At 71.1% G+C, this 25,384-nt stretch carries 20 protein-coding genes; 9 read left to right on the top strand and 11 right to left on the bottom strand.

Annotation, left to right across the window (positions count from 1 at the left end):
- Positions 1-16: 16 nt before the first annotated feature.
- Both VF632_RS13260 and VF632_RS13255 read right to left on the bottom strand, forming a co-directional pair.
- A complete protein-coding gene (locus VF632_RS13260) occupies positions 17-580 on the bottom strand; it encodes a 5-formyltetrahydrofolate cyclo-ligase (RefSeq protein WP_331023381.1) in 564 nt (187 codons plus the stop codon).
- Positions 577-1,479, bottom strand: coding sequence for a pseudouridine-5'-phosphate glycosidase (locus VF632_RS13255; RefSeq protein ID WP_331023380.1), 903 nt, complete (start codon positions 1,477-1,479; stop codon positions 577-579). Before VF632_RS13255 ends, VF632_RS13260 begins: the two co-directional genes overlap by 4 nt.
- Positions 1,480-2,191: 712 nt before the next feature.
- Here VF632_RS13255 and VF632_RS28240 point away from each other — a divergent pair.
- Positions 2,192-3,196: a type 1 glutamine amidotransferase domain-containing protein gene (locus tag VF632_RS28240; protein ID WP_331023379.1), complete on the top strand. Its 1,005-nt coding sequence runs from the start codon at positions 2,192-2,194 to the stop codon at positions 3,194-3,196.
- 100 nt (positions 3,197-3,296) lie between these two features.
- Entirely contained in the window at positions 3,297-4,601 is a 1,305-nt protein-coding gene (locus VF632_RS13245) for a 3-deoxy-D-manno-octulosonic acid transferase (RefSeq protein WP_331023378.1), read from the top strand.
- Positions 4,602-5,175: 574 nt separating this feature from the next.
- Here the strand turns inward: VF632_RS13245 and VF632_RS13240 are convergent.
- The 7 genes from VF632_RS13240 to VF632_RS13210 form a co-directional block, all read right to left on the bottom strand.
- Positions 5,176-6,498 (bottom strand): hypothetical protein, encoded by a 1,323-nt coding sequence (locus VF632_RS13240; RefSeq protein ID WP_331023377.1) that lies wholly within the window; start codon positions 6,496-6,498, stop codon positions 5,176-5,178.
- Between the two features lie 12 nt (positions 6,499-6,510).
- Complete coding sequence (locus tag VF632_RS13235; RefSeq protein WP_331023376.1) at positions 6,511-7,218, bottom strand: cytochrome c; 708 nt, start codon at positions 7,216-7,218, stop codon at positions 6,511-6,513.
- Positions 7,205-7,723, bottom strand: a complete 519-nt coding sequence (locus VF632_RS13230) for a DUF3341 domain-containing protein (RefSeq protein WP_331023375.1) — start codon at positions 7,721-7,723, stop codon at positions 7,205-7,207. Before VF632_RS13230 ends, VF632_RS13235 begins: the two co-directional genes overlap by 14 nt.
- Positions 7,720-9,135, bottom strand: a complete 1,416-nt coding sequence (gene nrfD / locus VF632_RS13225) for an NrfD/PsrC family molybdoenzyme membrane anchor subunit (RefSeq protein WP_331023374.1) — start codon at positions 9,133-9,135, stop codon at positions 7,720-7,722. Before nrfD ends, VF632_RS13230 begins: the two co-directional genes overlap by 4 nt.
- 1 nt (position 9,136) lies before the next feature.
- Positions 9,137-12,247, bottom strand: a complete 3,111-nt coding sequence (locus tag VF632_RS13220; protein ID WP_331023373.1) for a molybdopterin dinucleotide binding domain-containing protein — start codon at positions 12,245-12,247, stop codon at positions 9,137-9,139.
- A 48-nt stretch (positions 12,248-12,295) separates the two neighbouring features.
- On the bottom strand, positions 12,296-12,982 hold the full coding sequence (locus tag VF632_RS13215; RefSeq protein WP_331023372.1) for a cytochrome c3 family protein: 687 nt from the start codon (positions 12,980-12,982) through the stop codon (positions 12,296-12,298).
- A gap of 246 nt (positions 12,983-13,228) precedes the next feature.
- Entirely contained in the window at positions 13,229-13,675 is a 447-nt protein-coding gene (locus tag VF632_RS13210) for a CoA-binding protein (protein WP_331023371.1), read from the bottom strand.
- 846 nt (positions 13,676-14,521) lie between these two features.
- Between VF632_RS13210 and gyrA the strand changes: the two genes are divergently transcribed.
- The 5 genes from gyrA (at position 14,522) to VF632_RS13185 (ending at position 21,544) form a co-directional block, all read left to right on the top strand.
- Positions 14,522-17,719 carry a DNA gyrase subunit A gene (gyrA, locus tag VF632_RS13205; RefSeq protein ID WP_331023370.1) on the top strand — a complete coding sequence of 1,066 codons (3,198 nt, stop codon included), beginning with the start codon at positions 14,522-14,524 and terminating at the stop codon, positions 17,717-17,719.
- Positions 17,720-17,824: 105 nt separating this feature from the next.
- A complete protein-coding gene (locus VF632_RS13200; RefSeq protein WP_331023369.1) occupies positions 17,825-18,313 on the top strand; it encodes a hypothetical protein in 489 nt (162 codons plus the stop codon).
- A 399-nt stretch (positions 18,314-18,712) separates the two neighbouring features.
- Positions 18,713-20,191, top strand: coding sequence for an aspartate aminotransferase family protein (locus VF632_RS13195; RefSeq protein ID WP_331023368.1), 1,479 nt, complete (start codon positions 18,713-18,715; stop codon positions 20,189-20,191).
- 217 nt (positions 20,192-20,408) lie between these two features.
- Positions 20,409-21,047: an RNA polymerase sigma factor gene (locus tag VF632_RS13190; protein WP_331023367.1), complete on the top strand. Its 639-nt coding sequence runs from the start codon at positions 20,409-20,411 to the stop codon at positions 21,045-21,047.
- Positions 21,044-21,544, top strand: coding sequence for a hypothetical protein (locus tag VF632_RS13185; RefSeq protein ID WP_331023366.1), 501 nt, complete (start codon positions 21,044-21,046; stop codon positions 21,542-21,544). Before VF632_RS13190 ends, VF632_RS13185 begins: the two co-directional genes overlap by 4 nt.
- 78 nt (positions 21,545-21,622) lie before the next feature.
- On the opposite strand, the gene VF632_RS13180 is transcribed toward VF632_RS13185, so the two are convergent.
- On the bottom strand, positions 21,623-22,333 hold the full coding sequence (locus VF632_RS13180) for a hypothetical protein (RefSeq protein ID WP_331023365.1): 711 nt from the start codon (positions 22,331-22,333) through the stop codon (positions 21,623-21,625).
- Between the two features lie 155 nt (positions 22,334-22,488).
- Here VF632_RS13180 and VF632_RS13175 point away from each other — a divergent pair, with 155 nt between their 5' ends.
- On the top strand, positions 22,489-23,085 hold the full coding sequence (locus VF632_RS13175) for a nuclear transport factor 2 family protein (RefSeq protein WP_331023364.1): 597 nt from the start codon (positions 22,489-22,491) through the stop codon (positions 23,083-23,085).
- Here VF632_RS13175 and VF632_RS13170 read toward each other — a convergent pair.
- The gene (locus tag VF632_RS13170; RefSeq protein WP_331023363.1) at positions 23,021-23,887 is read right to left on the bottom strand and encodes a transglycosylase domain-containing protein; all 867 of its coding nucleotides are present in this window, start codon (positions 23,885-23,887) and stop codon (positions 23,021-23,023) included. The genes VF632_RS13175 and VF632_RS13170 overlap by 65 nt on opposite strands.
- Positions 23,888-24,096: 209 nt before the next feature.
- On the opposite strand from VF632_RS13170, the gene VF632_RS13165 reads away from it, so the two are divergent.
- Entirely contained in the window at positions 24,097-25,362 is a 1,266-nt protein-coding gene (locus VF632_RS13165; protein WP_331023362.1) for a 4-hydroxy-3-methylbut-2-enyl diphosphate reductase, read from the top strand.
- The last annotated feature ends 22 nt before the right edge of the window (positions 25,363-25,384 follow it).

Raw genomic sequence — 25,384 nt, 5'->3', positions numbered from 1 at the left:
CGTGAGACGAAGTTCGTCAGGGTGAGACGATTTCGCTTTCCGTGACGATGGCCTGCATGCGCGCATCCCACGGATCGTGCGGGATCGCAGGAAACTCCTGGATGGAAAAGAACAGGCCGCAGCGAAAGCCCCGCCACTCCGGATCGGCCAGCAGCCGGTCGTAGTAGCCGGCGCCGCGGCCCAGGCGATTTCCAGCGCGGTCCCACGCCAGCCCCGGGATCAGCGCGGCGTCCACGGCCGCCACCTCGTGCACGGGGCAGGCGTCCGCGTCGGGCTCGCGGATGCCGTAGCGCCCGGGGCGCAGGCGGTCCAGCGTGTCGACGACGTGCAGTGACAGCCGCCGGTCCTCCAGGCAGCGGGGATAGACGAGCGTGATGCCGCGCCGCGCCGCCTCACCCGCGATTGCATCCGTCCCCACCTCGCCGGGCATGGACGCGTACAGCATCAGCACGCGCGCGTCGGCCACCTGCGGCACCTGCCACACGCGCCGCGCGATCTCCGCCTCCGCCACCGCACGCTCCTCCGCGGAGAGCGCCCGCAGACGCGCACGCACCTCCCGCCGAACGTCGTCCTTGGTCACCGCGCCCCCTGCGCCAGCGAAACGGCGACAGAAGCCGCCACCTGCGCGTTGTTCAGCAGCAGCCCGACGTTCGCCTCCAACGAGCGCCCGCCCGTCGCCTCGGCCACGGCGCGGAGCAGGAAAGGCGTAACCTCCTTGCCGCGGATCCCTGCCGCGCGCGCGTCCTCCAGCGCGTGGGCGATGGCACCATCCACCTCGTCGGCAGCTAGCGCGTGCGCTTCCGGCGGAGGGACGCACAGCAGCATGGCGCCGGGAAGGCCAAGATCGCGGTGCGCGCGCCAGAGGGCGGCCCCCTGCGCCGCGTCGTCCACGCGCACGTCGACCGGAATGCCGCTGCGGGGCGAGTAGAACGCGGGAAGCTCATCCGTCCCGTATCCCACGAGCAGGACGCCCGCCGTTTCCAGCGCCTCGCGGGTGGCGGGCAGGTCCAGCACCGACTTGGCCCCCGCGCACACCACCAGCATGGGCGTGCGGCCCAGCTCGGTGATGTCGGCGGAGACGTCGCGGTCCTCGCCCCGGTGCACGCCGCCGATGCCGCCGGTGGCGAACACCTGCACGCCCGCCCGGTGCGCCAGCCACATCGTAGCCGCCACCGTCGTCGCGCCATCGCTCCCCCGTGCGACGGGCACCGGCAGGTCGCGCGTGGAAAGCTTCAGCACGCCGTCCGCCATCGCCATCCGCTCCACCTCGTCGCGCGAAAGGCCCACGCGCGGCACGCCGCCCAGCACGCCGACAGTGGCGGGAACCGCACCCCCTTCGCGGACGCGCTGCTCCATCGCGAGCCCCACCTGCAGGTTGCGGGGCCGGGGCAGCCCGTGGGCGAGCACGGTGCTTTCCAGCGCAACCACGGCCTGCCCGGCGCCAAGCGCCTCTGCCACCTCGTCGGACGTGCGGATCATCGCGTGCTCGTACTGGGGATTGCGGATCAGGGGAGCAAATTAGCGCTCAGGCTCGGCCGCGGCGACCGGTGCCTAGCGAGCCAAAGGCGCGAATCTGTCATCCAGAGGCCCAAGCGCACCGCACCCACCCGCACGCCGAACGGCGCGGGCCGAAGGATCTAGCCTGGGGCACGACCGAACACCGGCGCGGCAGCGGTCACGAACCCCGAGGCCTCGGCACACTTCGTCATTTCCGTGCGCGGGCGGGGCGGGGAGCATCACGCCCCGACTCGGTCCGGGCGGTTGAAACCGCGGCTGGAACGTCACAAAGTCCGCCTGCGCGGACTGCACGCGTAGCCGAGTGCGCGACGCCGGCCGGAGCGCGATTCAGGTCTCCCCCTCCCCTGCGAAGCGGGGGATGGGGGTCGGGGGGAGGGGGCTCTCGCGGCATGCGACGCACCCTGTCGAACCGCGATCGAAGTTCTCCTCTCTCCCGCGCTGTTTGCGGGAGAGAGGCCGGGAAAGGGGACTGCCGCGGATGAGCGAGACCCAGCCCTATCCGGCGCGAAGTTCTCCCCTCTCCCGGCGCAGTTTGCCGGGGGAGGGGCCGGGGGGGGGGCCAGCCGCGGCGTGCGCCATCACCTATCGCCCCCCACGTCTACAAGCCTCGCACAAGGTCCACGTCTTGCACCGGTACACGGCTCCAACTGGCCCTGAACCGAGGAGAGTGCCAATGAATCACGTAGATCTGACCGGCCTGCGGGTGGCGGTGCTCGCCGCCGACGGCTTCGAGCAGGTAGAGCTCACCAGCCCGGTTGAGGCCCTGGAGGCGCACGGCGCCGAGGTGGAGATCGTGTCGGTGCACCGCGGCCGCATCCGCGGGATGAACCACATGTATCCCGGCAGGAAGGTGTCGGTGGACCGCACGCTGAAGACCGCCGACGCCCAGGACTACGACGCGGTCCTCCTCCCCGGCGGCCTTGCCAACCCCGACACCCTTCGGCAGGACGAGCGCGCGCTGGACTTCATCCGCGCCGCCGACCGGGCGGGCAAGCCCATCGCCATGATCTGCCATGCGCCGTGGCTGCTGATCTCCGCCGGCCTGATGGTGCGCCGCAACCTGACGTCGTGGCCGGGCATCCGCGACGACGTGCGCAACGCGGGCGGCGCCTGGAGCGACCTGCCCGTCGTCCGTGACCGCAACTGGGTATCCAGCCGCGGGCCTCACGACCTGCCGCAGTTCAACCGCGCCATGCTGGAGCTGTTCGCCGAGCGCGCCACCGTGGCGCCGCCGCACCCGGCCGAGCACCGCCAGGAGCGCGGCGGCCTCCCCGTCGGGCGGCTGCTGCTGGGCGGTCTCGCCGTGGCGGGTGTCGCCTGGTTCCTGAACCAGCGCAACGAGGAGCACGCGGTCGAGTACGTGGAGGTGGTGGACATGACGCCTGACGATGACGCCACCATCGAGGACCGCTACTACCCCGAGGACGACGACTACGAGAGCGCGGGCGACTTCGCGGGCGGCATGCCGTACCGCGAGGGAATCGAGTATACGTCCCCGCGCGCGGGTGGCGCGACCGCGGGAGCAGCCGGCGGGAGTGTCGGGTTGGCCGGCGGTGGCAGCAGAACGAGCGACGCCGGCCTGGGCTACCTCGGCGGCAGCGAGGATTCGGCGCCGGCCGATGGCTTGGGCCACGGCACCGGCGGAACCGGCACCACCCTGCGCCCGCCGTCGCTCTAAGGCGGATCGCGGGATGACGAGCGGGGGCGGCCGGCATGGGCGCCCCCGCTTTCGCATCCGTCCAGTTCCCCACGCCCACCGAGGCGCGTAGCTTACGCGCATGCCGATCGCCGAATCCCTCTACACGCTTGCGCTCCACGCCGCGCGTCCCCTGCTTCCGCTCGCGGGGCGCGGGAGCGGCAAGCTGGCGCGCAGCATCCGGGGGCGCGCGGGCGTGCTGGAGCGCATGCAGGCGTGGGCCCGCGAGCACCGCGACCCGGCGCGCCCGCTCGCGTGGTTCCACGCGCCCAGCGTGGGGGAGGGGTTGCAGGCACGGGCCGTCATCGAGCGGTTCCGTGTGCTGCGCCCCGACGCGCAGGTGGCATACACCTTCTTTTCCGCCTCCGCCGAGCAGTTCGCCCTCTCCGTCGACGCCGACATCGCCGACTACCTGCCGCTGGACCTGCGCCGCTACGTCGTCAGCTCGCTGGACGCGCTCCGGCCCGACGTACTCGCCTTTTCCAAGACGGATGTCTGGCCCGTCCTCACCCGTGAGGCGAAGGCGCGAGGCGTTCGTCTGGCGATGCTCAGCGGCACACTGCCGGAAACCTCCAGCCGGCTGCGTGGCCCCGCGCGGGCGCTGCTCGCCCCGGCGTACGCGCGGCTGGACGTGGTCGCCGCCATCGCCCAAGCGGACGCGGACCGTTTCGGCCTTCTAGGAGTGCCCGCGGAGCGGCGGAGGGTGATGGGCGACGCGCGCTTCGACCAGGTGTGGGCGCGCGCGCAGGCGGCGGACCGGGACTCGGCGCTGCTCCGCCCGTTCCGCGGATTCGACGGAGTGACGCTGGTCGCGGGCTCCACCTGGCCGGCGGACGAGGAGAGACTGCTCCCCGCGGCGGCGGCGATCCGCCGATCCGGCCGGAACGTGCGCCTGGTTCTGGTCCCGCACGAGCCGACGCCCGCGCACCTGGCACGCACCCGCGATCTCCTGGGTCAGCACGGCTTCGCCTCCGTCCGGCTCCTGTCCGAGAACGAAGCCGGAGCCGCTGCGGGAGAAACCGTGCTGGTGGACCGCGTGGGTGTGCTGGGCGACCTGTACGCGCTGGCCGACGTTGCCTACGTGGGTGGAGGATGGGGGACGGCGGGGCTGCACTCGGTGCTGGAGCCGGCCGCGTTCGGCGCGCCGGTTCTCTTCGGACCGCGGCACTCCAACGCGCGAGAGGCAGCGGAGCTGATCATGGCCGGAGGAGCCCAGGCACTGCGCGACGACACGGTGGCCGCCGCCCTGCGCCCCCTGATCGAAGACGAACAGGCCCGCACCCGCGCGGGACAGGCGGCGCGCGCGTACGTCCAGCAAAACCTCGGCGCCGCCGAACGAGGTGCGGCGATCATCGACGGGCTCCTTCCCCGCCCCGCGCACGGCTGACGATCGGCGGGACGGATCCAAGGCTGCCGGTGCATGCCCAAACAGCCCCCTCCCCCCGGCCCCCGTCCCCCGCTTCGCAGGGGAGGGGGAGACCTGAAACGCGCTTCGGCCGACACTGGCGCATGCCGCGGCCGCCCCCCTCTCCCGGCCTCTCCCCCATAAACCCCATGGGGGAGAGGAGAATGCGTTTGCGCGCTGGCTGGCCTCGCGCACTCGACTGGCTCCCTTCCCCCGCGCTGTTTGCGGGGGAAGGGTTGGGCATGGGGGGCAGCCGAGGCATGCGCCGACCCTTGTCGAAACGCCACACCGCCCTGGTGTGTACCCCCTCTCCCACGCTGTTTGTGGGAGAGGGTGGACGAGCCTAAGCGAGGACGGGTGAGGGCCCCACGGCAGCCGAGGCCTCGGCTACCGTAACCGCTGCCGCGCCCAGTCTTGTACGTGCCTCAGGCTAGATCCTTCGGCCCGCGTGGTCCGTGCTGCGGGCGAGTGTCCCGCGCCTGGGCCTCTGGATGACAGAATCCCACGGCTCACCAATGCGAGCCGCGGGATTCGGTCCTTCAACCAGCGAAGCCGATCAGATCGTCGCGATCTTGGGGTTGCCAGCCACCTCCACCGTCTGCGACCCCTGCGCCGCCAGCGACACCGGCGACGGAAGCGCCGGGAAGGTAGCCGCGTACCACGTGTAGCAGATGGTGAACAGCCCCAGGAAGCCGAGCGCCACGCCGATCTCCGGCAGGCCGATCCCGATGGTGCCCCACTCCTCGGCCATCCAGTAGTTGGGCGTCGCGATCAGGAAGCGCTCCAGCCAGTGGCCCAGCAGAATGATCACCGCGAAGCCGGCCAGGATCCCCGGCACCTTCTTCACCGAGCGCGCCAGCAGCCCGAAGAACGGCAGCACGAAGATCATCATCACCGCCGCCAGCACCAGCGGCGCGAACGGCCGGTGGAACTTCAGCACGAAGTAGTTCTGCTCCTGCGGAAGCAGGCCGTACCAGATCACCACGTACTGCGACCAGTTGATGTACATCCAGAACACCGAGAACGCGAACACCAGCTTGCCCAAGTCGTGGAACTGGCGCTCGGTCACGTACTCCTGCAGCCGCAGCGGCTTCCGGTACAGCACCACCAGCAGCGCCGTCATCGCCAGCGCCGAGTGGAAGGCGCTGATGAAGAACGCCACCGGGAACATGGTGCTGAAGAAGTGCGGCAGCGTGGTCATGCCCACGTCGATGGCGATCAGCCCCCAGAAGACGGCGAACGCCAGCGCCAGGATCACGCCGATGAAGAGCCCGCGGTTCTGCGACTCCTCGGCGATCTGTTCGATCGACGCCCCGGGGCGGCCCTTCAGCCAGCCGAAGGCGAAGCTGCGGCGGCCCGCCCGGTCGATGCCGTGCACATCCGCACGCAGCTGGTGGCGCGCGAAGGCGAACGCCAGCCCGTACAGCACCAGCAGGGCGACCACGTCGCGGATCATCATCCCCGGAAAGCTCAGCCAGGCCGCCTTCTCGTGAAGGATGGGGTCCGCCGCCACCGGGTCGTGCCCGCCGTGCGGCAGCCAGTGGTGGAAGTAGACGTTCTTCCCCCCCAGCATCATGGGAATGAACAGCACGAACGACACGGGCAGAAAGGCGATGCCACCCAGCGGAACCCGCTTGATGGACCAGGCCCAGCGCGCGTTGGTCAGGTGCAGCGCCACGGCGAACATCACCATGCCCATGGCCACCGACGACCAGAACATCCAGTTGAAGTGGAAGGCGCTCCACGCCCGCTCGTCCGGCGACAGGAAGAACGCCGCTGCCCCGATCACCGCCAGCACCAGCCCCAGGATCAGGGCCGTGCCGGGGGCCGCCGCCGTGCGCAGCGGAATGTGGGACGGATAATCGCTATGCGAAGACATCTCGTCGGCTCGTCAGGGGGCTTCTTGAGTGCTGGGTGCCGCCATCTGCGGCGACGCCGGCTGCGTGCCCGCCGAGGGCGCCGGCTCGGTGGGCTGCGCCGTATCGACGGCCGCGCCCACGCCCGACACGTTGGGCGGCGGGGCCTGCGTTTCCAGGCTGCCCTGCAGCTGGCGCACGTACGACACGATCGCCCAGCGGTCCAGGTGCGTCACGCGGGCCCCGTACGGAGGCATCAGGCCGCGGCCCACGTCGATCACGGCGTAGAGGTAGCCGTCGCTGCGGCCCTGCGTGGGCCCGGCGTTCAGCGCGGGGGCGAACGGGAACTTGTCGGCCCCGATCACCGGCCCCTTGCCGTCACCCAGCGCGCCGTGGCAGGCGGTGCAGTGCTGCTCGTACATGGCCTTGCCGCGCGCCAGCACCTGCGGGTTGCGCGGCAGCGGGTTGCGCAGCAGCGGGGCGATGGAATCCAACTGCGTCTGCGAGTAGCGTCCGGGCACGTCGCCCAGCGGGTGCACCGTGGGCACGGTGCCCGGCACCGGCTCGCGCACCATCTCGTACGGGTCCGGAACCACGTCGTCGCGCATGGTGGAAAAGGCGGGGACCTTGCCCGCGGCCATGTCCAGGTCGTGCCCCGCCCAGTCGGTGCAGGCGGGAAGCGCCGCCACGAGCGCAGCCAGGCCGGCCGCGTGCGCGCCGCGCCTGAGCTTAGCGGTGGTCAACGAGCACCTCCTCCGAACCGCTCTCGTTCATGATCCGCTGCACGTCGCTGTACCGGTCGCGGGGAGCGTGGGCGAACACGCCGAAGTTGCCCGCCGTGAACGACGGGTGGTACATGGGCGCCTCGGCCGGCCCCAGGTGCGGCAGGCGCCCCAGGATGAACAGGCCCGCCACCGTGCTGAGCGCGCCCAGCAGGATGGTGAGCTCGAACATGATGACGCTGAACGCCGGCAGCGACACGATGCTCTTGCCGCCCACGATCAGCGGCCAGTCGATGGAGGCCCAGGTGGCCAGCGCCGTGCCGGCCGCCGTTCCCGTGAAGGCGCCCATCAGGGTGAAGATGCGCACCGGGCTTTCCTTGGTGCCCAGCGCCTCTTCTACCTCGTGGCGCGGCGTGGGCGAATACACCGTCAGCTCGAAGCCCTCGGCGCGCAGGCGCCGGATGGCGTCGGTGGTCGTGTCCAGGTGCGGAAACACGCCCAGGACACCCGTGGTAAGCTTGCTCATCGAACCTCCCGCTCCCGGTAGCCGGTGGGCAGCGTCTCGGTGGTCATCTCGTGCTCGTCGTGCGCCTGGTGGTGAGCCCCCGCGTGACGCATGGGCGGCGGCAGCACCTCCTTGATCTCGGCGATCGACAGCCCCGGCAGGAAGCGCAGGAACAGCAGGAACCACATGAAGAACCAGCCGAAGCTGCCCAGCAGCAGGCTCGCGTCCACCCACGTCATGTGGATGTTCCAGAACTTCCACGGCTCGTAGCTGTGGGAGAGCGACGGCGCGATGATCACGAACCGCTCGTACCACATCCCGATGTTCACGAAGATCGTGATGATGAAGAACGCGTTCAGGTTCTGCCGGATCTTCTTGATCCACAGCAGCTGCGGCAGGATGGCGTTGAAGGTGATCATGGACCACCCCGCCCACCAGTAGTCGCCCGTCACGCGGTCCCAGAACACGTCGCGCTCGTACAGTTCGCCGCTGTAGTACGCCATGAAGTACTCCATGGCGTAGGCGTAGCCCACGATGCAGGAGGTCAGCAGCAGCAGCTTGGCCAGGCGGTCGTAGTGCAGCGGGGTAAAGTACGCCCCCAGCCGGAAGATGCGGTGCACCGGCACCATCAGCGTCACCACCATGGCCACACCCGAAAGGATGGCGCCCGCCACGAAGTACGGGGCGAAGATGGTGGTGTGCCACCCCGGCACGATGGACACGGCGAAGTCCCACGACACCACCGAGTGCACCGAAAGCACCAGCGGCGTGGCCAGCGCGGCCAGGAACAGGTACGCCCGGGTGAAGTGGCGCCACTCGCGGTCCGTCCCCCGCCATCCCAGCGCCAGCACGCCGTAGATGCGCTTGCGCATGGGGTCGGTCGTGGCGTCGCGCGCAGCCGCGATGTCGGGGATCAGGCCGATGTAGAAGAACACCGAGCTGACCGTGAGGTACGTGGTCACCGCGAACACGTCCCAGAGCAGCGGCGACCGGAAGTTCGGCCAGATGCCGCGCTGGCTGGGGAGCGGCAGCAGCCAGTAGAAGAACCAGGGCCGCCCGATGTGCAGGAGCGGGAACAGCGCCGCCGTGAGCACCGCGAACACCGTCATCGCCTCGGCGAAGCGGTAGACGGCCTGCCGCCAGGGCGCCCGGAACAGGTACAGGATGGCCGAGATCAGCGTTCCCGCGTGGCCGATGCCCACCCAGAACACGAAGGTGGTGATGAGAACGGCCCAGTTCTCACCCACCATCCCCAGGCCGTAGATGATGTTGTGAAGCTCGGCGAACACCAGCAGGCCCACCAGCGACACCGCCATGGCCAGCAGCGCCACGTAGCCCTTGCCGGGCTTCGTGAGCAGCCGCATGGAGTCACGGTTTACCTGCTCGTACGACTCGACGTGCGGGTGGAATACGGAGCGCGTCACCGTCTGCATTTCAGTGGCCTCCCTGCTGGGCCGGTTCGTGGCCTTCCTGCGGCGCTCCCTCCGTGGAGCCGTGCGCCACCGGCGGCGCCGAGTGGCCGCCGTTCACCGGCGTGTGGAGGGTCACCTTCTGCAGGTATACGATGGCCGGGTGCGTGTTCAGCTCGCCCAGCGCGCGGTAGCCGCGGTTGGTGGTGGCCGCCTTGGCCACCGCGCTGTTCGGATCGGCGATGTTGCCGAAGACGTACACCTCCGTGGGGCAGGTCTGCACGCACGCCGGCACCACCTCGCCGTCGCGCATGGCGCGCCCCTCGGAGCTGGCGGTGCGCTCGGCCTCGTGGATGCGCTGCACGCAGAAGGTGCACTTTTCCATGACGCCCTTTTCGCGCACCGTCACGTCCGGGTTAAGCTGCCAGTTCAGCGGCTCGGCGAACTGGTAGGTGAACCAGTTGAAGACGCGCACCTTCCACGGACAGTTGTTGGCGCAGTAGCGCGTGCCCACGCAGCGGTTGTACACCTGCCCGTTCAGCCCGTCGGGCGTGTGGTACGCCGCGTACACCGGGCACACCGGCTCGCAGGGCGCCTGGCCGCAGTGCTGGCAGAGCATGGGCAGGAACCGCACGTCGTCCGTCGCGTCGTCGCGGTACGCCTCTTCCTCGTGGCGGCTGGTGCCGAAGTACCGCTCGATGCGCAGCCAGTGAAGGTCGCGCCCCTTCCGGATCTCCGTGGGCCCCACCATGGGGATGTTGTTCTCGGCGAAGCAGGCCACCACGCACGCCGAGCAGCCGATGCACCGGGCCAGGTCTACCACCATGGCCCAGCGCGTCTCGTTCTCGATGTACTCGCCGTACTCCGTGCCCGCCGGGGGATAGGCCGCCGGGTCGGTGGTCGTTTCTTCCGGAACGAAGCCGCCGGCGCCCTTCAGCTGGAAGATCTTCTTTTCCGAGCCCGGGATGTGCCCCGGCCCCTGCTGGTCCATCTGCACGAGCTGGGTGAGCCCCACCGCCTGCGAGATGGCGCGGTCGTGCTGCACGCGCACGCCCTGCTCCACCAGGCCGCGCGGGAACAGCCGGGTGACGTTGCCGCGCCCCGTGGCGCGCAGGCTCACCTTCATCCCGGCGGAGAGCAGCGCGCCGGTTGCCGGGTCGACGCTGGCGCCCAGCAGCTTCATGGGGTTGGCACCCACGCCCTCGGTGTACTGGCCGAACCCCTTGTGGCCCAGCCCCATCTGCACGGCCACGGTGTCGCGGACGACGCCGGGGTACACGTAAATGCGGGTGGTGATGGTGCCGTGCGGCGAGGTGATGTCTACCTCGTCGCCCTGGGCCAGCCCCAGCCGCTTGGCGGTGTCGGGGTGCAGCTCGGCCCACGACTCCCAGCTCACCTTGGTGACCGGGTCCGGGAGCTCCAGCAGCCAGGGCCGGTTGGCCGTGCGGCCGTCGTAGAAGCGGATGGACGGGTACACCACCAGGTGAAGCCCGTCGGCCGGCCCCTCGTAGCGCGGGGCCTGGAAGGCGACCGCGGCCGGCGCGGGCGTGGCCTGCACCGGGGCGGGCTGCGCGGGCGCGGGCGCCGCCGCGGCGACCGGGACCGGAGCGGCGGCTGCCGCGGTCGCGCCGGCCGCGGGCTGGGCGGTGAAGCCGAGCGCCTGCGAGGCGTCGCCGCCGCCGGCGAACACGCCGCCGCGCTTGAGCGCCGCTTCCCAGGCCGCCTGCGTGGTCGTGCGGCCCGCCCAGGCGGCGCGCAGGTAGTCCAGCCAGGTCTGGCCGGCGAAGCCCGCGGTGGGCGTGACGCCCAGCACGCGGGAGATGTTCAGCAGGATGTCGCCGACCGCGCGGGTGTTGAAGATGGGCCGCATGGCGGGCTGCACCAGCTCGAACACCCCCGGTTCGGGCGTGTAGTCGTCCCAGCGCTCCAGGAAATGGCTCTGGGGCAGGAAGTGCGTGGCCGACGCCGACGTCTCGTCCGGGAACGGGCTGAAGCTGACGCGCGTGGGCACCTTCTTCAGCGCCTCGGCGAACTTGAGCCCGCCGGGCAGGGTGTACGCCGGGTCGTTGCCGTCGATCAGGATCACCTGCACCTGGCCGGCGTTCATCTGCTGGATCAGCTGCAGGATGGGCCGGGCGTCGGCCGCGGCGGGCGTGGACGCGCCGCCGCCGTTCAGCCGGTCTACCGCTTGGCGCAGCGCCTCGCCGTTGGGGCCGCGCACCGCGTAGCCGGGGCCGAAGGCCACCTTGCGGCCGGCCTCGCCCCACCACGTGGCCAGCGTCTGCAGCGCCGTGGCGCGGCGCTGGGCTGTCTCGGCGCCGCCGTTCTCCGGGCCGATCTGCTGCGCTACCTGGGCCAGGTTGGCGCCTCCCGCCAGCGCCTGGGCCACCAGGGCCTCGGTGCCGGGGCGGGTCTCGATCCACAGGTCGGCGTTGATGCCGGTGAGCGGGCGGTGTGGGCCCACCCACACGAAGCGGCCGCGGCGGCCGTCGCGGTAGCCGTGCTGCTGGGCGAACTGGAAGGCGTAGTCGACGGGCGACCCCCAGGTTTCCAGGAAGTCGGCGCCAAACGACACCAGCAGGTCAGCGTCGGCGAAGCTCAGCCCGCGCGGGGTGTCTTCCAGCGGGGCCCAGTCCACCCGCCGCGCGCCGATGGCGGCGGCGAAGTCGGTCGCCAGGCGGTCCATGGTCCCGCGGTAGCCGGGCGTCAGGTACACCACGCTGCCCCGGGGGGCGCGGCGGATGGCCTCGGCCACGGAGCGCTCGGCCTGCGCCCAGGTGGTGCCGCGCGGCTGGCCCTCGCCGAACTCCATGATCTGCGGGCCGCGGAAGCGGTCCGGATGATAGAGCCCCTGCGGCGCGGCCTGGCCGCGCGGGCACAGGTTGCCGTGGCTGATGGGGTGGTCGGGGTTGCCCTCGAGCTTGGTGACCCGCCCCTCGTGCGTTTCCACGTGCACGCCGCACCCGGCCGGGCATTCACGGCAGGTGCTGGTGTACCAGGTGGGCACGCCGGGAACGATCTCCTCGGGGGGCACCACGTACGGGATCAGCTTTTCGACCTCGCCGGTGGAGCACCCCACCGTGGCCGTCGCCGCTCCCGATGCGCCGAGCACCTTCAGGAAGGTGCGTCTCTTCATTCCGTCAGACATGCCGTCTCCTCAGCAATCCTTCTCGCATTCCGGCGCTCAGTAGTGGCAGACCACGCAGTCCGTGGACGCGCGCTGGTTGGGATAGGTGGCCGTCAGCCCGCGCACGTCGCCGCCCGACTCCCGCATCGCGTTGACCTTGCGGACGAAGGACGAGCGGGCCTTCACCGACGCCTCTTCCGCCGCCGACAGCGGCGTTTCGCCCCGGTGGCAGTCGATGCACCAGCCCATGCGCAGCGACGAGGCCTGGAAGACTTCCTTCATCTCCTCGACCTTGCCGTGGCACGTCTGGCACTGCAGCCCGGCGTTCACGTGCGAGTAGTGCGGGAACTTGGCGTGCTCGGGGATCTTGTGGATGCGCACCCAGGGAATCCCTTCGCCGCGGCGCCAGTAGTCCACCAGCTTCTGCCCCTCGTTGTACCAGGTGCTGTCGTTGCCCTTGACCTTGGGGAACGCCAGCTGGGCCTGGCCGCGCAGCGAGGTGGGCGCCGAGCTGGCCGGAACGTGGCAGCCTACGCACAGCTGCACGCTGGGGATGCCCGCGTCCACCGAGCGGTCGGCGGTGTAGTGGCAGTACATGCACGGGATCTTGTTGTCGCCCGCGTGCACGTTGTGGTAGAACGCGATGGGCTGCTTGGGCGCATCCGGCGGCGAGTAGTCGCGGCACGAGGCCGCGGCCGCCATGGAGAGCAGCGCCATCGCCGCGATGCGAAGGACCTTTGTCATTCGTCTGCCTGAACGGAGAATACCATTGGGCCGCGTACACCCGGGCGCCCGGTCATGCGCCCGCCTGCACGCGGCTTTTCACCTGCCTCCGGACCCTGCCCGCGCCCGGCCGCTCTGTCGAGCCACCCCATATAACACCCACCCCGCACTCCGGCAATATCGGGCCGGTGACTACGCCGTGTAGTCGTTTTCCCTACACTGGCGCATGTCGTTGCGGCGGAGCCACTTGCAAAACGGCCGCTCCCGTCAGCGCGCGACGCGGCGGTGCTCCACCATCAGGCAGCGGTCCTGGACCACCTTGATGCCGGCCTCGGCGAAGCGCTGCGCCGCCTGCTCGTGGCGGATGCCGCTCTGCATCCATACGGCCTTCGGCTTGGCAGCGAGGATGTCGTCCACGTGCGGTGCTACGTCTTCCGACCGGCGGAAGACGTTCACCAAGTCCACGGGGCCGGGCACGTCGGCCACGCGGCGGTACACGGGCTTGCCCAGGATGCGGGTGGCGTCGGGGTAGTAGACGGGAACGGGGACCACGTCGAGCCCGGCGTTGTGCAGGTACTCGGGAACGTAGAAGGCGGGCTGGCCGGCCTGCGCCTCGGTCTTGATGCCGAGCACGGCGATGCGCTTGGTGTCGCGTAGGAGCTGCGCAATGCCGTCGCTGGTGGTGACCAGGTTCTGGCGCCAGTCTTGTTCCATGTGTGGCTCCCGGGTGAGGTGGTCGCGAGGGGGACAGGTTACGGCGAGAGGGCGCCGCACGGCAACCCGGGAGAAGAGCCAGGCCGCGGCAGCGGTCATCGACGCCGAGGCCTCGGCCCTGCTGGGGCGAATGAATTCGCGGCAACCACGGCCCGAAGTCCGCCTTCGCGGACTGCATGCACGGTCCAGTGCGCAGGGCCTGCCGAAGCGCATCTGTCATCCCGATGGAGCGGCCCCCGCGAACCCAGCCCACACATCGAAAACGGCAGCGACTGAGGGATCCGCCACACACCGCGCTCCCGAACTCCCGTGCGGAGGCCTCACCCGACCCCAATCTCTTCCTGTGGTCGCGAACGGACGCTCAAACCGCCGAACTGCATCGGCTCGGGTGAATGCGGGCCGCGGCACATCGGGCGGAGTGTGTGGCGGATCCCTCAGTCGCTGCGGAGTACGGCGTATCGGCCGGTCCGTCCTGGCCGCTCCATCGGGATGACATCGTGCGCGACTCAGGAGTGGTGAGAGGGTGCAGCCACGCACCTGCCGACGCGCAATCGAATTCTCCCCTCTCCGCATGCGCAGCATGCGGGGAGGGGCCGGGGGAGGGGCCCACCCGAGGCATGCGCCAAACCTGATCGACACGCTCATCCCTTCTGAGCGCCCCGCCGATCCGCCACGCCCACATCCACCCGTCACCCGAACAAACTCCGAACTAATCTCCCCGCTCGGTGTATCCGCCAGCCACATCGCACCTGAACCGCGCGGCTGGCGCTTTCCGCCGCGGACACGCACTTTCGGCGTCCCGACCCTCGCGAAGACATCCGCCCCCCGCGGCGGCTCAACCGGCCCATGGCGATCCTCACCCCCACACAGCGCGACCGCGTAGTCCCGCGGCTGATCGAGCAGGAGATGCGCGAGTCGTTCATCGACTACTCGATGAGCGTCATTGTGCAGCGCGCGCTTCCCGACGTGCGCGACGGCCTGAAGCCGGTGCACCGCCGCATCCTGTACGCCATGCACGAGGCGGGGCTCACCCCCACCCGTCCGTACAAGAAGGCAGCGACCGTGGTGGGCGACGTGCTGGGCAAGTACCATCCGCACGGCGACGCCTCCGTCTACGACGCCCTCGTGCGGATGGTGCAGGACTTTTCCCTGCGCTATCCGCTCATCGACGGGCAGGGCAACTTCGGGTCGATCGACGGCGACGCGGCGGCGGCCTACCGCTACACCGAGGCGCGCCTTTCCCCCATCGCCGGCGAGCTGCTGGCCGACATCGACCGCGACACCGTCGATTTCGCCCCCAACTACGACGACCGCCTCACCGAGCCGCGGGTGCTCCCCTCGCGCGTTCCCAACCTGCTGGTGAACGGCTCCAGCGGCATCGCCGTGGGAATGAGCACCAACATCCCGCCCCACAACATCGGCGAGGTGGTGCGCGCGGCGGTGCACCTGCTGGACAATCCCGAGTGCGACGTCGACGACCTGATGCGCCACCTGCCCGGGCCGGACTTTCCCACCGGCGCCCTGATCGTGGGCACGCAGGGCATCCGCGACGCGTACGCCAAGGGGCGCGGCCGCGTGGTGATGCGGGCGCGGGTGTACAAGGAGTCCCGCCGCAGCGGCAAGGAGCAGCTGGTCGTCACTGAGATCCCCTACGGCACCAACAAGTCGCGCATCCTGGAGCAGATCGCCGAGCTGGCGCGCGGCGGCAAGCTGGCCGACATCAGCGACCTTCGCGACGAGTCCGACCGCGACGGCATCCGCATCGTCATCGAGCTCAAGCGCGGCGCCGACGGGGCGAAGATCCTGGCGGGGCTGTACAAGTGGACGGCGCTGCAGACCACCTTCGGCGTGATCGCCCTGGCGCTGGACAAGGGCGTGCCGCGCGAGTTCACCCTCAAGGAGATGCTGGAGCGCTTTCGCGACCACCGCGTGCAGGTGGTCGTTCGGCGCTCGCGGTGGGAGCTGGACAAGGCGCGCGACGAGGCGCACGTGCTGGAAGGGCTGATCGCCGCGCTGAAGCGGATCGACGAGGTGATCGCCATCATCCGGGGCTCGCGCAACCGCGAAACGGCGGCGCGAAAGCTGGAGGCGGCGCTGAAGCTCAGCGAGCGGCAGTCCGAGGCCATCCTGAACATGCGCCTTTCCCGCCTGACGCAGCTGGAGTCGCGCGAGCTGCGCGAGCGGCTGGCCGAGCTGGCGACGCGCATCCGCGAGCTGGAGGCGCTGCTGGCCAGCCCCGAGCAGCAGATCGCCGTCATCCGCGCCGAGCTGGAGGAGATGGCTGTCACCTACGGCGACGCGCGGCGCACGACCATCTTCGAAAGCGAAAAGACGGTCACGCTGCAGGACATGCTGGCCGCCGAAGAGGTGGTGGTCACCGTCACCCGCGAGGGCTTCGTCAAGCAGATTCCCATGCCCGTGTACCAGCGCGCGGCGGGAACCGGGCGGGCGCTGATCGGCTCCGAGTACGAGTCCGACTACCTGGAGCGGGTGCTGGTCGCCAGCACCGAGGACACGCTTCTCGTCTTTTCCACCGACGGGCGGGCGTACGCGCTGGACGTGCGCGACCTTCCCGATCCCGAGCTGCGCGCGCGCGGCAAGCGGCTTCACCAGCTGCTGGAGCTGGGCAAGGGCGTGGAGATCGCCTCGGTCCAGCGGGTGAAGGATTTCTCGTCCGAGCGCGCGGCGCTGTTCGCCACGGCGGGCGGTACGGTCAAGCGCACGTCGCTGGACCAGTTCGGCCGCATCCGCGCGGGCGGGGTGGAGGCCATCACCCTGCGCCAGGGCGACCGGCTGAAGTTCGTGGCGGTGACGGACGGGGAGATGCAGGTGGTGCTTGCCGGCTCCGGCGGCCGCGCCATCCGCTTCGCCGAGGCCGACGTGCCGCTGGTGGGCCGCGCCACGCAGGGCGTGCGCGGGATGAAGCTGGACGCGCGCGAGACGCTGGCATCCATGGTGGCCGTGAAGCCGGATGCCGAGCTGTGCGCGGTGACCGCGCGCGGCCAAGGGAAGCGCTTCCTGGCGGACGACCTTCCGCTGCAGAAGCGCGACGGCAAGGGCTCCGTGCTGTCTCCCACCGGCAAGGAGTTCGGTGAGCTGGTGGCGGTGCTGGCGCTGCAGGGAGACCTGAATGCCCTGCTGGCCTCGGGCGAGGGCCGGCGCATCCGCCGCGACGGCATCCCCGCCCTGCCCCGCGAGGCCCCGCCGGAGCCGGTGCTGGAGCTGGCCAAGTCGGAGCGGATCGTCCTGGTGACGCCCCTGGCGGAGCGCGACACCGCCACCCCGCCGGACGCCGGGGACGACGTTCCGCCCGATCCCGACACGAAGGGCGGCGATCCGTCCAATGGCGGCTCAGGTCCGTCTGACGATGGCTCAGGTTCGCCCGCCATCGTTGCGCTCGATGACGCCGATCCATCCGTCGCCGCGGACCTCGCTGACGCCGCTGCATCGGAGAACGACGATCCGCGGGTGGATCCGTCGCTGGCGGAAGACAGCGCGTCATCCGACGATGGCGCACCCTCGACGCAGGACGGGCGATCTGCGGATGTGGGTCTCGCGGACACGGTGAGCGCCCCGGCCGACGAAGTGGAAGCTGTGAGCGAAGCCGAGCTGTTCGTGGACGGTGGCGAGCCCGCAATGGCCGCCGACGAGATGATCATCGAAGATCCGATTATCGAGCCCCGGCGCCCTCGCCGCGCCCGTGGACCGCGCGGCGAGCCCGCCGCCGCAGCCCCGGCCGCCGTCGAAGAGCCTCGTGCGCCGGAGCCCGCGCCCGAACCGGCACCCGCGCCGACGCCGGCGCCGGCGCCCGTGGCGAAGCGTACGAGAAAGCCCGCGCGCGCGTCCGCACCGGAACCCGCAGCTACCCCGGCGCCGGAGCCCGCACCCGCGCCGCAAGCGGCCGAAGTGAGCGCCCCCAAACCGCGCCGCGTAAAGAAAGCGGCCGAGGCTTCCCCCGCCGCACCCGAGGCGGAGCCGGAGCTTCCCGCGAAGGCAAAGCGGGGGAAAAAGGGCGAGCCGACGGAACTGGACCTGTTCGGATGATGCGGCACGCCCTCGGCCCCGGCGACTGAAAAGGCGCGGCAACACCGCACGGTGTGTTAGCCTTCCCGTCAGGGGGTGTCCGCAACCATTTACCAGCGAGATCCCATGCTGCTCACGCGCATCCGGCGGGTCCGCGCCGCCCTTCTGATCTGCGCCGCTTTGCTCGCTGAACCCGGCGCGCTGGACGCACAGACATCGGTCGCGCCCGGCACACGCGTGCGCATCCTGGCGCCCTCCCTGGCTGACACCCTGATCGCTGGCACCGTCATCGAGATCGATTCGGCGTCGATGCTGCTGGCGCCATGGGGTCCGGGCGGGGTGCGGACGGTAACGCTGCGAGACATCGATCGGCTGGAGGTGCGCGGGCCCGCGTCCATGACCGCCAGCGTGCTGCGGTGGATGGTTGCCGGAGCCGTGGCGGGATATGCGGTGTGCCACGCGGCATCCGGGTCGCCGCACGCGAACTGCCCCAGGGCAGGAGGCGCCGCTGCCGGTGGGACAATGGGAGTGATGCTGGGTCTGGCGATCGGCAGCAGGTCGCGCGGGGCGGGGCGCTGGCGGCCCGTGCCGGTTCCGGGGCGGGCGGGTCCGTAGCGACCCTACCGGGAGAATTCGATCGCGCTTCGGCAGTTGCGGAGCGCGTGCAGGTGAAGCCCCGAGTGGGACGCGACAGCGGTCCTCGTCGGGGCTTTCCGCTTTCCGAGCGGCGGGTTCACCCGCTCGAGGTGCCTGGGTGAAATCTGGGGCTCGCGAGCGCTTCGATCATTGTGTGGCGGATCCCTCAGTCGCTGCCGTCTACGGTGTAGGGGCCAGGTCCGCCGTGGCCGCTCCGTCGGGATGACAATCGCGCGTCGGCAGGTGTGGCGGGCATGCAGGTGAAGCCCCATCGGGCCACGGGTCACCCGCCCCCGCAATTCGCGACGTGCACCACGCCCCGGGTGCCGCTTGCGCCCCGGCGATGGTACATTGCCCGCTCACCCGCGAATGATCCAGATGTTCACGACCGAAACCGATGCCGCCGCGCAGCTTGCGGCCGATGCCGAGGCCCTGCGCTCCACCGGGCACGACCTGATCGACCGCATGGCCGACTACCTGGCCGGCATCGAGTCGCGCCCGGTATCCACCCCGCTTTCCCCCGCCGAGCTGGAGCGCCGCTTCGACGAGCCGCTTCCGCGCGAGGGTCGGCCGGCCGGCGAGGTGTGGGACGAGGTGTGGCGCGACGTGGTGGGCAACGCCATCCACTTCGCCCATCCCATGTACATGGGCCACCAGATCGCCCCGCCGCTCCCCCACGCCGTGCTGGCCGACACGCTGGCGAGCCTTCTCAACCAGTCGCTCGCCGTGTGGGAGATGTCGCCCACGGGCACGCTGGTGGAAGAGCGCGTGGTGTGCTGGCTGGCCGACGCGCTCGGATTTCCCGCCTCCGCCGCGGGAACGCTGGTGTCGGGCGGCAGCGTGGCCAACCTCACCGGCCTGCTCGCCGCCCGCGAGGCGCGCTTTCCCGGCTGCTGGACGGACGGCGTGGCCCGCACGCCGGACGCGGAGCGCGCCGTGCTGCTCGTCTCCGAGCACTCGCACTACTCGGTGGAGCGTACGGCCGGGCTGATGGGGCTGGGCAGCCACTCCGTCGTCGGCGTGGGCGAGCGCGACGGCAAGATGTGCCCCACGGAGCTGGAACGGGCGATCGACGAGCTGCGCGGCGAGGGGCGGATCCCTTTCGCCGTTTCCGCCACGGCGGGCGCCACGGCGATGGGCCTCTTCGACCCGCTGGACCAGATCGCCGACGTCTGCCAGCGCGCGGGCGTGTGGATGCACGTGGACGGCGCGCACGGCGCCTCGTTCGTGATGTCAGACACGCTCCGCCACCTGGTGCACGGCATCGAGCGGGCAGACTCCGTGGCCTGGGACCCCCACAAGATGCTGTGGATGCCCATGTCCACCGGGGCCGTGCTGGTGCGCGACGGCAGGCACCTGGAAGCGGCGTTCCGCCAGAAGGCGCCCTACCTGTTCCACACCCGCCCGGGCGAGGACCGCTGCCGCGACGCGGGACGGATGACGCTGCAGTGCACGCGGCGCTTCGACGCGCTGAAGCTGTGGGTGGCGCTGCGCCACTACGGCACCGGCCACTTCGCCGGCCTGCTGGAGCGCACCACCGCCACCGCGCGCTCCCTGCAGGACAAGCTGGCCGCCGCCTCGGACTTCGAGCCCATGCACGCGGTGGAAAGCAACATCCTGTGCTTCCGCCACCTGCCGGAATCCGTCCGTGGGTGGACGGACGACGAGGTCGACGCGTTCCAGGCCGAGCTCCGCGCGCGCCTGAACGCCTCGGGCCGGGGATGGATCACCACGACGGTGCTCAACGAACGCCGGGTGCTGCGTGTCACTCTCATGAACCCGCGCACCGGCGACGAGCACCTGGACCGGCTGATGGAGGCGCTCCGGGAGATCGGCCGCGAGCTCGCGGGCACGTGAGCCGTTGGGGGACGGCTGTTTCCCGGATGGCCGAGTGGTTGCAAAATCCTGGCACCGCAAAGAAAAATGAATCCCCCCGTGGCTCTCGCGGCGTATTCCTCCTGAGCATCAGGGTATCGCACACAAGGGAACAATGGCCGGGCAGGACGTAGTGGCGCGAGGCATGCGAAGGGAACCGCGACCTATCCGGTGGCGCGGTACCCGAGCACGCACTCCCATGAGCACAGTCCAACCCCCGCGCAGGCCGGAGAGCGAATCTCCCGCTCGCCCGCTGCACCTCGTCGCCTCCGAAGGCGGCGAGGACCTGCGCCTCATGGAGCGTATCCGCCAGCGCGACGAGGCCGCATTCGCGGCGGTCTACGACCGCTGGTCGGAACGGGTGTACGCCGTGGCCTTTCACCTGGTGGGCAACCGCGACGACGCCGAAGAGGTCGTGGAAAAGACGTTCAGCCAGGTATGGGCCGAGGCCGACCGCTATCATGACGGACGGGGCTCGGTGGAGGCCTGGATCATCCTGATGGCCCGCAGCCGCGCGCTGGACCGGCTTCGGCTGCTCAAGTCGCGGATGAAGCGCGAGGAGCGCCTGGACGAGCGGGCCGCGGGCGAGCTCGCGGGCGAGGGCGAGTCTCCGCTGCAGGGCGCCGCCGCGGGCGAACGCCGCGACATCGTGGACCGCGCCGTGTCCCGCCTTCCGGGCGACCAGCAGCGGGTGGTGCGGATGACCTTCTTCGAGGGCCTTACGCAGCGGGAGATCGCGCACGAGCTGGGCGTTCCGCTGGGAACGGTAAAGACGCGCACGCGCCTGGCTTTTCCCAAGCTGCGCGCCCTGCTTTCGGGACTGCGGGAGCCGGGATGATCACGGAAAACGATCACGCCCGGTGGCGCGCGGCGATGGAGGCAGGGGCGCCCAAGGCACTGTCGGACGACGAGCTGGAGGGGATGCTGGCGCACGCGGACGAGTGCGCCGACTGCGCCCCCGCCCTCCGCGACTTCGCCGCCCGCGCGCTCGCCGCCCAAGCCCCCGCCGTGCGGATGGAGCCCGCGCGCGCCGCGGACGTCCGCCGGCGGGTGCTCGTGGCGACGGCTCGCCCGTCCACCGCGCCGCGCAAGCGGAGGCCCGGGTACGCGGCCGCCTATCCGGGAGGATGGATGGCTGCGGCCGCGCTCGTGGTCGCCCTGCTGACGCACCATGCCTTCCACGAGCCGCTGGAGGCGGGCTGGTTCGCCGCCGCGCTCTTCGCGCTGCTGGCGCTGGGGCTGGGGTACTACGCCATGCAGCAGCGCCGCCGGATGGAAGACCTTCAGCACCAGCTGGACGCCGCCTCCGACACATCCGACGGGCGACGGGCCTGACCACTGGGACCGAACGGCGAGAGGGGCGGACCAGCGTGAGCCGGTCCGCCCCTCTCTCGTCTGGACGTGAATCCGCCGCTAGTTGCGGTTTCCCAGCCCCGCGATGTCGCGGGAGCGGAGGGTGCGGCCGCTGCCCAGCAGCCCCATCACCCGCTCGCCCCCCGGCTGGTAGCGCAGCGTGGTGGCGCGCATGCCCAGCAGCAGGTTCACCGTCACCAGCGTCCCCGGCACCTCCGTCCCCTCCAGCATGGACGCCAGCTGGGCCGCGGTGTTCTCCTGGAAGTTGCGGGCGACGATCACCAGCGCGTCGGGCATCTCGTCCACCGCGGCGGCCACGGCCCTGGCGGCGTCGCCCCCCAGCGTGAACTGCACCTGGGGATAGGCCAGCACCACGCCCTGCCGCTCGCCGTGGCCGAAGCGGACGCACTCCTCGGGGCCCAGCGAGCCCAGCGCCGCGGCGCCCGTCATGTCTTCCATCACCCGGCCGATGCGCTGGCGGAACTCGCCGGCGGCGGTGGGGCCGCGAAACGACAGGCTGCGCAGCGCCTCGCCGAAGTAGCGGTCGGCGTCGAAGTGGCGGTAGCAGGGGAGCAGGCGCGCCGCGGTGGGCCTGTCGACCCATCCCGTGGCGGCGAGCGCGTCCACCAGCGCCTCGCCCTCCAGGTGCGGGTCGCGCGCCGCCACCCAGCGCAGCGCGTGCTCCATCCGCGTGCTCTCGTCGCCGATGGGGTTTACGCCGGACGGGGGCGTGAACAGGACTTCGTTGAGCGGCTTGCCGAACCAGATCATCGGAGATCGACCACTTCGGTTGAGCGGGACGGGACTGCTGTGACGATGATGGAACCGGCCGCGCGCGTCAAGGCGCGGCGCGGGAGCTTGACACCCTGTACCCGCCAGCCATCTTGTCGGTTCACCGAACGCGTACCCGCACCCGGACCACAGCCGTGCACCGACTTGCCCTGCCCGCCGCGCTGCTGGCGCTGGCCGCCTGCGAGGTCAACCAGACCCCGGCGCGGGTACTGAACCCGCGCGACCCCAGCGCCGTGGAGCAGCGCGACGCCGAGCAGGAGATCGCGGCGCGCGTGGGGGCCTTTCGCGAGGCGCTGCTGCGCGGCGACCGCGGCGGCGCCGTCGATGCGCTGGCGCCGGTGGGTACGGCGCACGTGATGGGGCCGCGGGCCAACGACGGGCGCGCCCTGCTGGGCCCCGATGGGCTGCGCGCCACCCTCGACGCCCTGGCGCTGCCCAGGGGGGCCGTCGCGCGCACCCCGGACCTGCACGTGGAGGCCGATGCCCAGGACGGCACCGGCTGGTTCGCCACCCACCTGGAGCTGTTTCCCGTGGCGCAGGGCGGCCAGGTGGAGCGGCTGCGGGTGTCGGGGGTGTTCGCGCGGCAGGAGGGTACGTGGCGGCTGATCGAGATGCACCTGTCGCGTCCCGAGGCCCCGCCCGCCCCCCCGGCGCCTCCCGCCGACACTACGGCTGCGGCGCCGCCGGCAGCGAGTCCAGCCGCGGGCGCAGCGCCTCGGGAAGACGGATGACGGGGGCCTCCGGGCTCCAGTCCACCGGCCGGGTCATGGGCGCGTAGTCCTCGCCCGGCTGAAAGCCCAGCGGCTCGGCCAGCGCGGCGGCGAGCTGCGCGTCGGTGATCCGCTTGTCGCCGTGCATCAGCCGCAGCACCTCGTTGCGGCGCGCGCCCACCGGCCCCGGGGCCGCCTCGGGGTCCAGCACCCGCGGCGGAAGGAGAATGCCGGCCAGCGTGGCCGCCTCGCCCAGCGTCAGCCGCCGCACGTCCTTGCCGAAGTATTCCATGGCCGCGTGGTGCACCCCGAACAGCGGCCAGCTTTCCGTCCGTCCCAGGTACACCCGGTTCAGGTACAACTCCAGCCGCCGCCCGGGCGAGCGCTCGGCCTCCAGCAGCTGCGCCATGGCCACCTCGCTGGCCTGGCCCTTCACCCCGGGCTCCAGCTGGTGCACCTGCCGAACCAGGTCGCGCGCCAGCGAGGGGCGCTGGCGGCGCAGGTAGCCGGGCTGGCGCAGCGTGGAGGTGGTGTCGACCACCGTCAGGAACGCCTCGCGCACCTGCGGCGGAAGCTGCGACAGCGGCACCCAGTCGGGACGCCGCCGCGCTTGGGCTTCCTGCCGTAGCAGGCCGGCGCCCAGCTGCATGTGCGCCCACACCATGTAGGCCCCCAGCCCGGCGATCAGCAGCACCCCCACCACGGCCAGCCCGATCAGCGAGTCGCGGTACCGCCCGCCCAGCCGCTTTTCCTCCGGCTGCTTGGTCCACCTGCCCGTGCGCGGCGCGCCTCCGAGCTTCTGTCCTTTTCCGGGCTTGGCCACCGAAGTACTTGGAGTACGGAGTAAACGTGCGCTCGATTGTCCGGCCCCCACGCGCCGGCCGGCGCCCGCGGGCGGGCAAGAAGCATTCCCAGCGCTGGCAAGTGGCGGCGCGCCAAGGGCTTTGGGCGGTTGCATCCCAGGCCCCGTTCCGTTAGCGTTCAGGCTGCCGGAGCAGACGCTCCCGGCCGCCCGGAACCGCGCACCGACCGATGGAGCAAACCTACTTCCGCCGCGGGTTCGGCCTCAAGAAAGAGGTCGCCCCCCTCATTCGCTCCGAGTACCACAGCACCCTCGTGGAGCGCATCCGCGCACGCGGGTACCGCGAAACCTGGGGCGAGGGAAGCCGGCAGGTGACCGTGCGGCTAGCGGAGGAGTTCGGCTTCTGCTACGGCGTGGACCGGGCCGTGGAGTACGCCTACGAGACGCGCGCCCAGTTTCCCGGGCGCCGCATCTTCCTGCTGGGCGAGATCATCCACAACCCGCACGTGAACCGCCGCCTGACGGAGATGGGCGTGGTGTTCCTGCATCCCGACGAGCAGGGCGCCTTCGACTTCGCCGGGCTGGTCCCCGACGACGTGGTGATCCTCCCCGCCTTCGGCGCCACCGTGGCCGACTTCCGGCGGCTGCAGGCCGTGGGCTGCATTCTGGTCGACACCACCTGCGGCAGCGTGCTGAACGTGTGGAAGCGGGTGGAGCAGTACGCCCGCGACGGCTTCACGGCGCTGATCCACGGCAAGTACCTGCACGAGGAAACGCGCGCCACGGCCAGCCAGGCGCTCAAGTACCCCGAGGGGCGGTTCCTGATCGTGCGCGACATGCCCGAGGCGCGGCGGGTGATGGACTACATCGAGCAGGCCCCGGGCGCCATGACCCGCGGCGAGTTCCTGGAGCACTTCACCCCCAAGGCCTCGGCCGGGTTCGATCCCGACCTTCACCTGCGGCGCATCGGCGTGGCCAACCAGACGACCATGCTTTCGGGCGAGTCGCTGGACATCGCCGCCGAGGTAGGCAGGTCGCTGGCGAGGCGGTACGGCGGCGAGCCGGGGTTCGACCTTTCGCAATACTTCCGCTCGTTCGACACCATCTGCTCGGCCACGCAGGAGCGGCAGGACGCCGTGCACCAGCTGGTGGACGGGCCCGACGGCCCCCCGGACGTGATGGTGGTCATCGGCGGCTACAACTCGTCGAACACGCACCACCTGGCCGTGCTCTGCGCCCAGCACACCGTCACCTTTCACGTGGCCGACGCCTCGTGCATCGACCCCGAGGCGGGCACCATCCGCTTCAAGCCGGCCGGCACCCCGCTGGACGCGCCGGAAGTGGTCGCCGAGGACTGGCTCCCCCCCGGGCCGCTGACCGTGGGTCTCACCGCGGGCGCATCCACCCCCAACAACAAGATCGGCGAGGCGGTGGAGCGCCTGCTGCGCACCCGCGGCCTGGCCGTGGACGACGTGCCGGAGCCCGCGGCCGCCTAACCGTTCGCGTGCTGGCGTAATC

The sequence above is a fragment of the Longimicrobium sp. genome (assembly GCF_036388275.1).
Taxonomy (GTDB): Bacteria; Gemmatimonadota; Gemmatimonadetes; order Longimicrobiales; family Longimicrobiaceae; genus Longimicrobium.
Note: the sequence above shows the minus strand (reverse complement) of the source record. Positions and strands in the feature narration are given on the sequence as shown.

Coding starts and splice junctions, on each gene's coding strand:
- gyrA (WP_331023370.1), top strand. CDS start 14,522: ATGGCGATCCTCACCCCCACACAGCGCGACCGCGTAGTCCCGCGGCTG.
- VF632_RS13255 (WP_331023380.1), bottom strand. CDS start 1,479: ATGATCCGCACGTCCGACGAGGTGGCAGAGGCGCTTGGCGCCGGGCAG.
- VF632_RS28240 (WP_331023379.1), top strand. CDS start 2,192: ATGAATCACGTAGATCTGACCGGCCTGCGGGTGGCGGTGCTCGCCGCC.
- VF632_RS13245 (WP_331023378.1), top strand. CDS start 3,297: ATGCCGATCGCCGAATCCCTCTACACGCTTGCGCTCCACGCCGCGCGT.
- nrfD (WP_331023374.1), bottom strand. CDS start 9,135: ATGCAGACGGTGACGCGCTCCGTATTCCACCCGCACGTCGAGTCGTAC.
- VF632_RS13220 (WP_331023373.1), bottom strand. CDS start 12,247: ATGAAGAGACGCACCTTCCTGAAGGTGCTCGGCGCATCGGGAGCGGCG.
- VF632_RS13185 (WP_331023366.1), top strand. CDS start 21,044: ATGATCACGGAAAACGATCACGCCCGGTGGCGCGCGGCGATGGAGGCA.
- VF632_RS13210 (WP_331023371.1), bottom strand. CDS start 13,675: ATGGAACAAGACTGGCGCCAGAACCTGGTCACCACCAGCGACGGCATT.
- VF632_RS13215 (WP_331023372.1), bottom strand. CDS start 12,982: ATGACAAAGGTCCTTCGCATCGCGGCGATGGCGCTGCTCTCCATGGCG.
- VF632_RS13230 (WP_331023375.1), bottom strand. CDS start 7,723: ATGAGCAAGCTTACCACGGGTGTCCTGGGCGTGTTTCCGCACCTGGAC.
- VF632_RS13190 (WP_331023367.1), top strand. CDS start 20,409: ATGAGCACAGTCCAACCCCCGCGCAGGCCGGAGAGCGAATCTCCCGCT.
- VF632_RS13165 (WP_331023362.1), top strand. CDS start 24,097: ATGGAGCAAACCTACTTCCGCCGCGGGTTCGGCCTCAAGAAAGAGGTC.
- VF632_RS13195 (WP_331023368.1), top strand. CDS start 18,713: ATGTTCACGACCGAAACCGATGCCGCCGCGCAGCTTGCGGCCGATGCC.
- VF632_RS13240 (WP_331023377.1), bottom strand. CDS start 6,498: ATGTCTTCGCATAGCGATTATCCGTCCCACATTCCGCTGCGCACGGCG.
- VF632_RS13200 (WP_331023369.1), top strand. CDS start 17,825: ATGCTGCTCACGCGCATCCGGCGGGTCCGCGCCGCCCTTCTGATCTGC.
- VF632_RS13180 (WP_331023365.1), bottom strand. CDS start 22,333: ATGATCTGGTTCGGCAAGCCGCTCAACGAAGTCCTGTTCACGCCCCCG.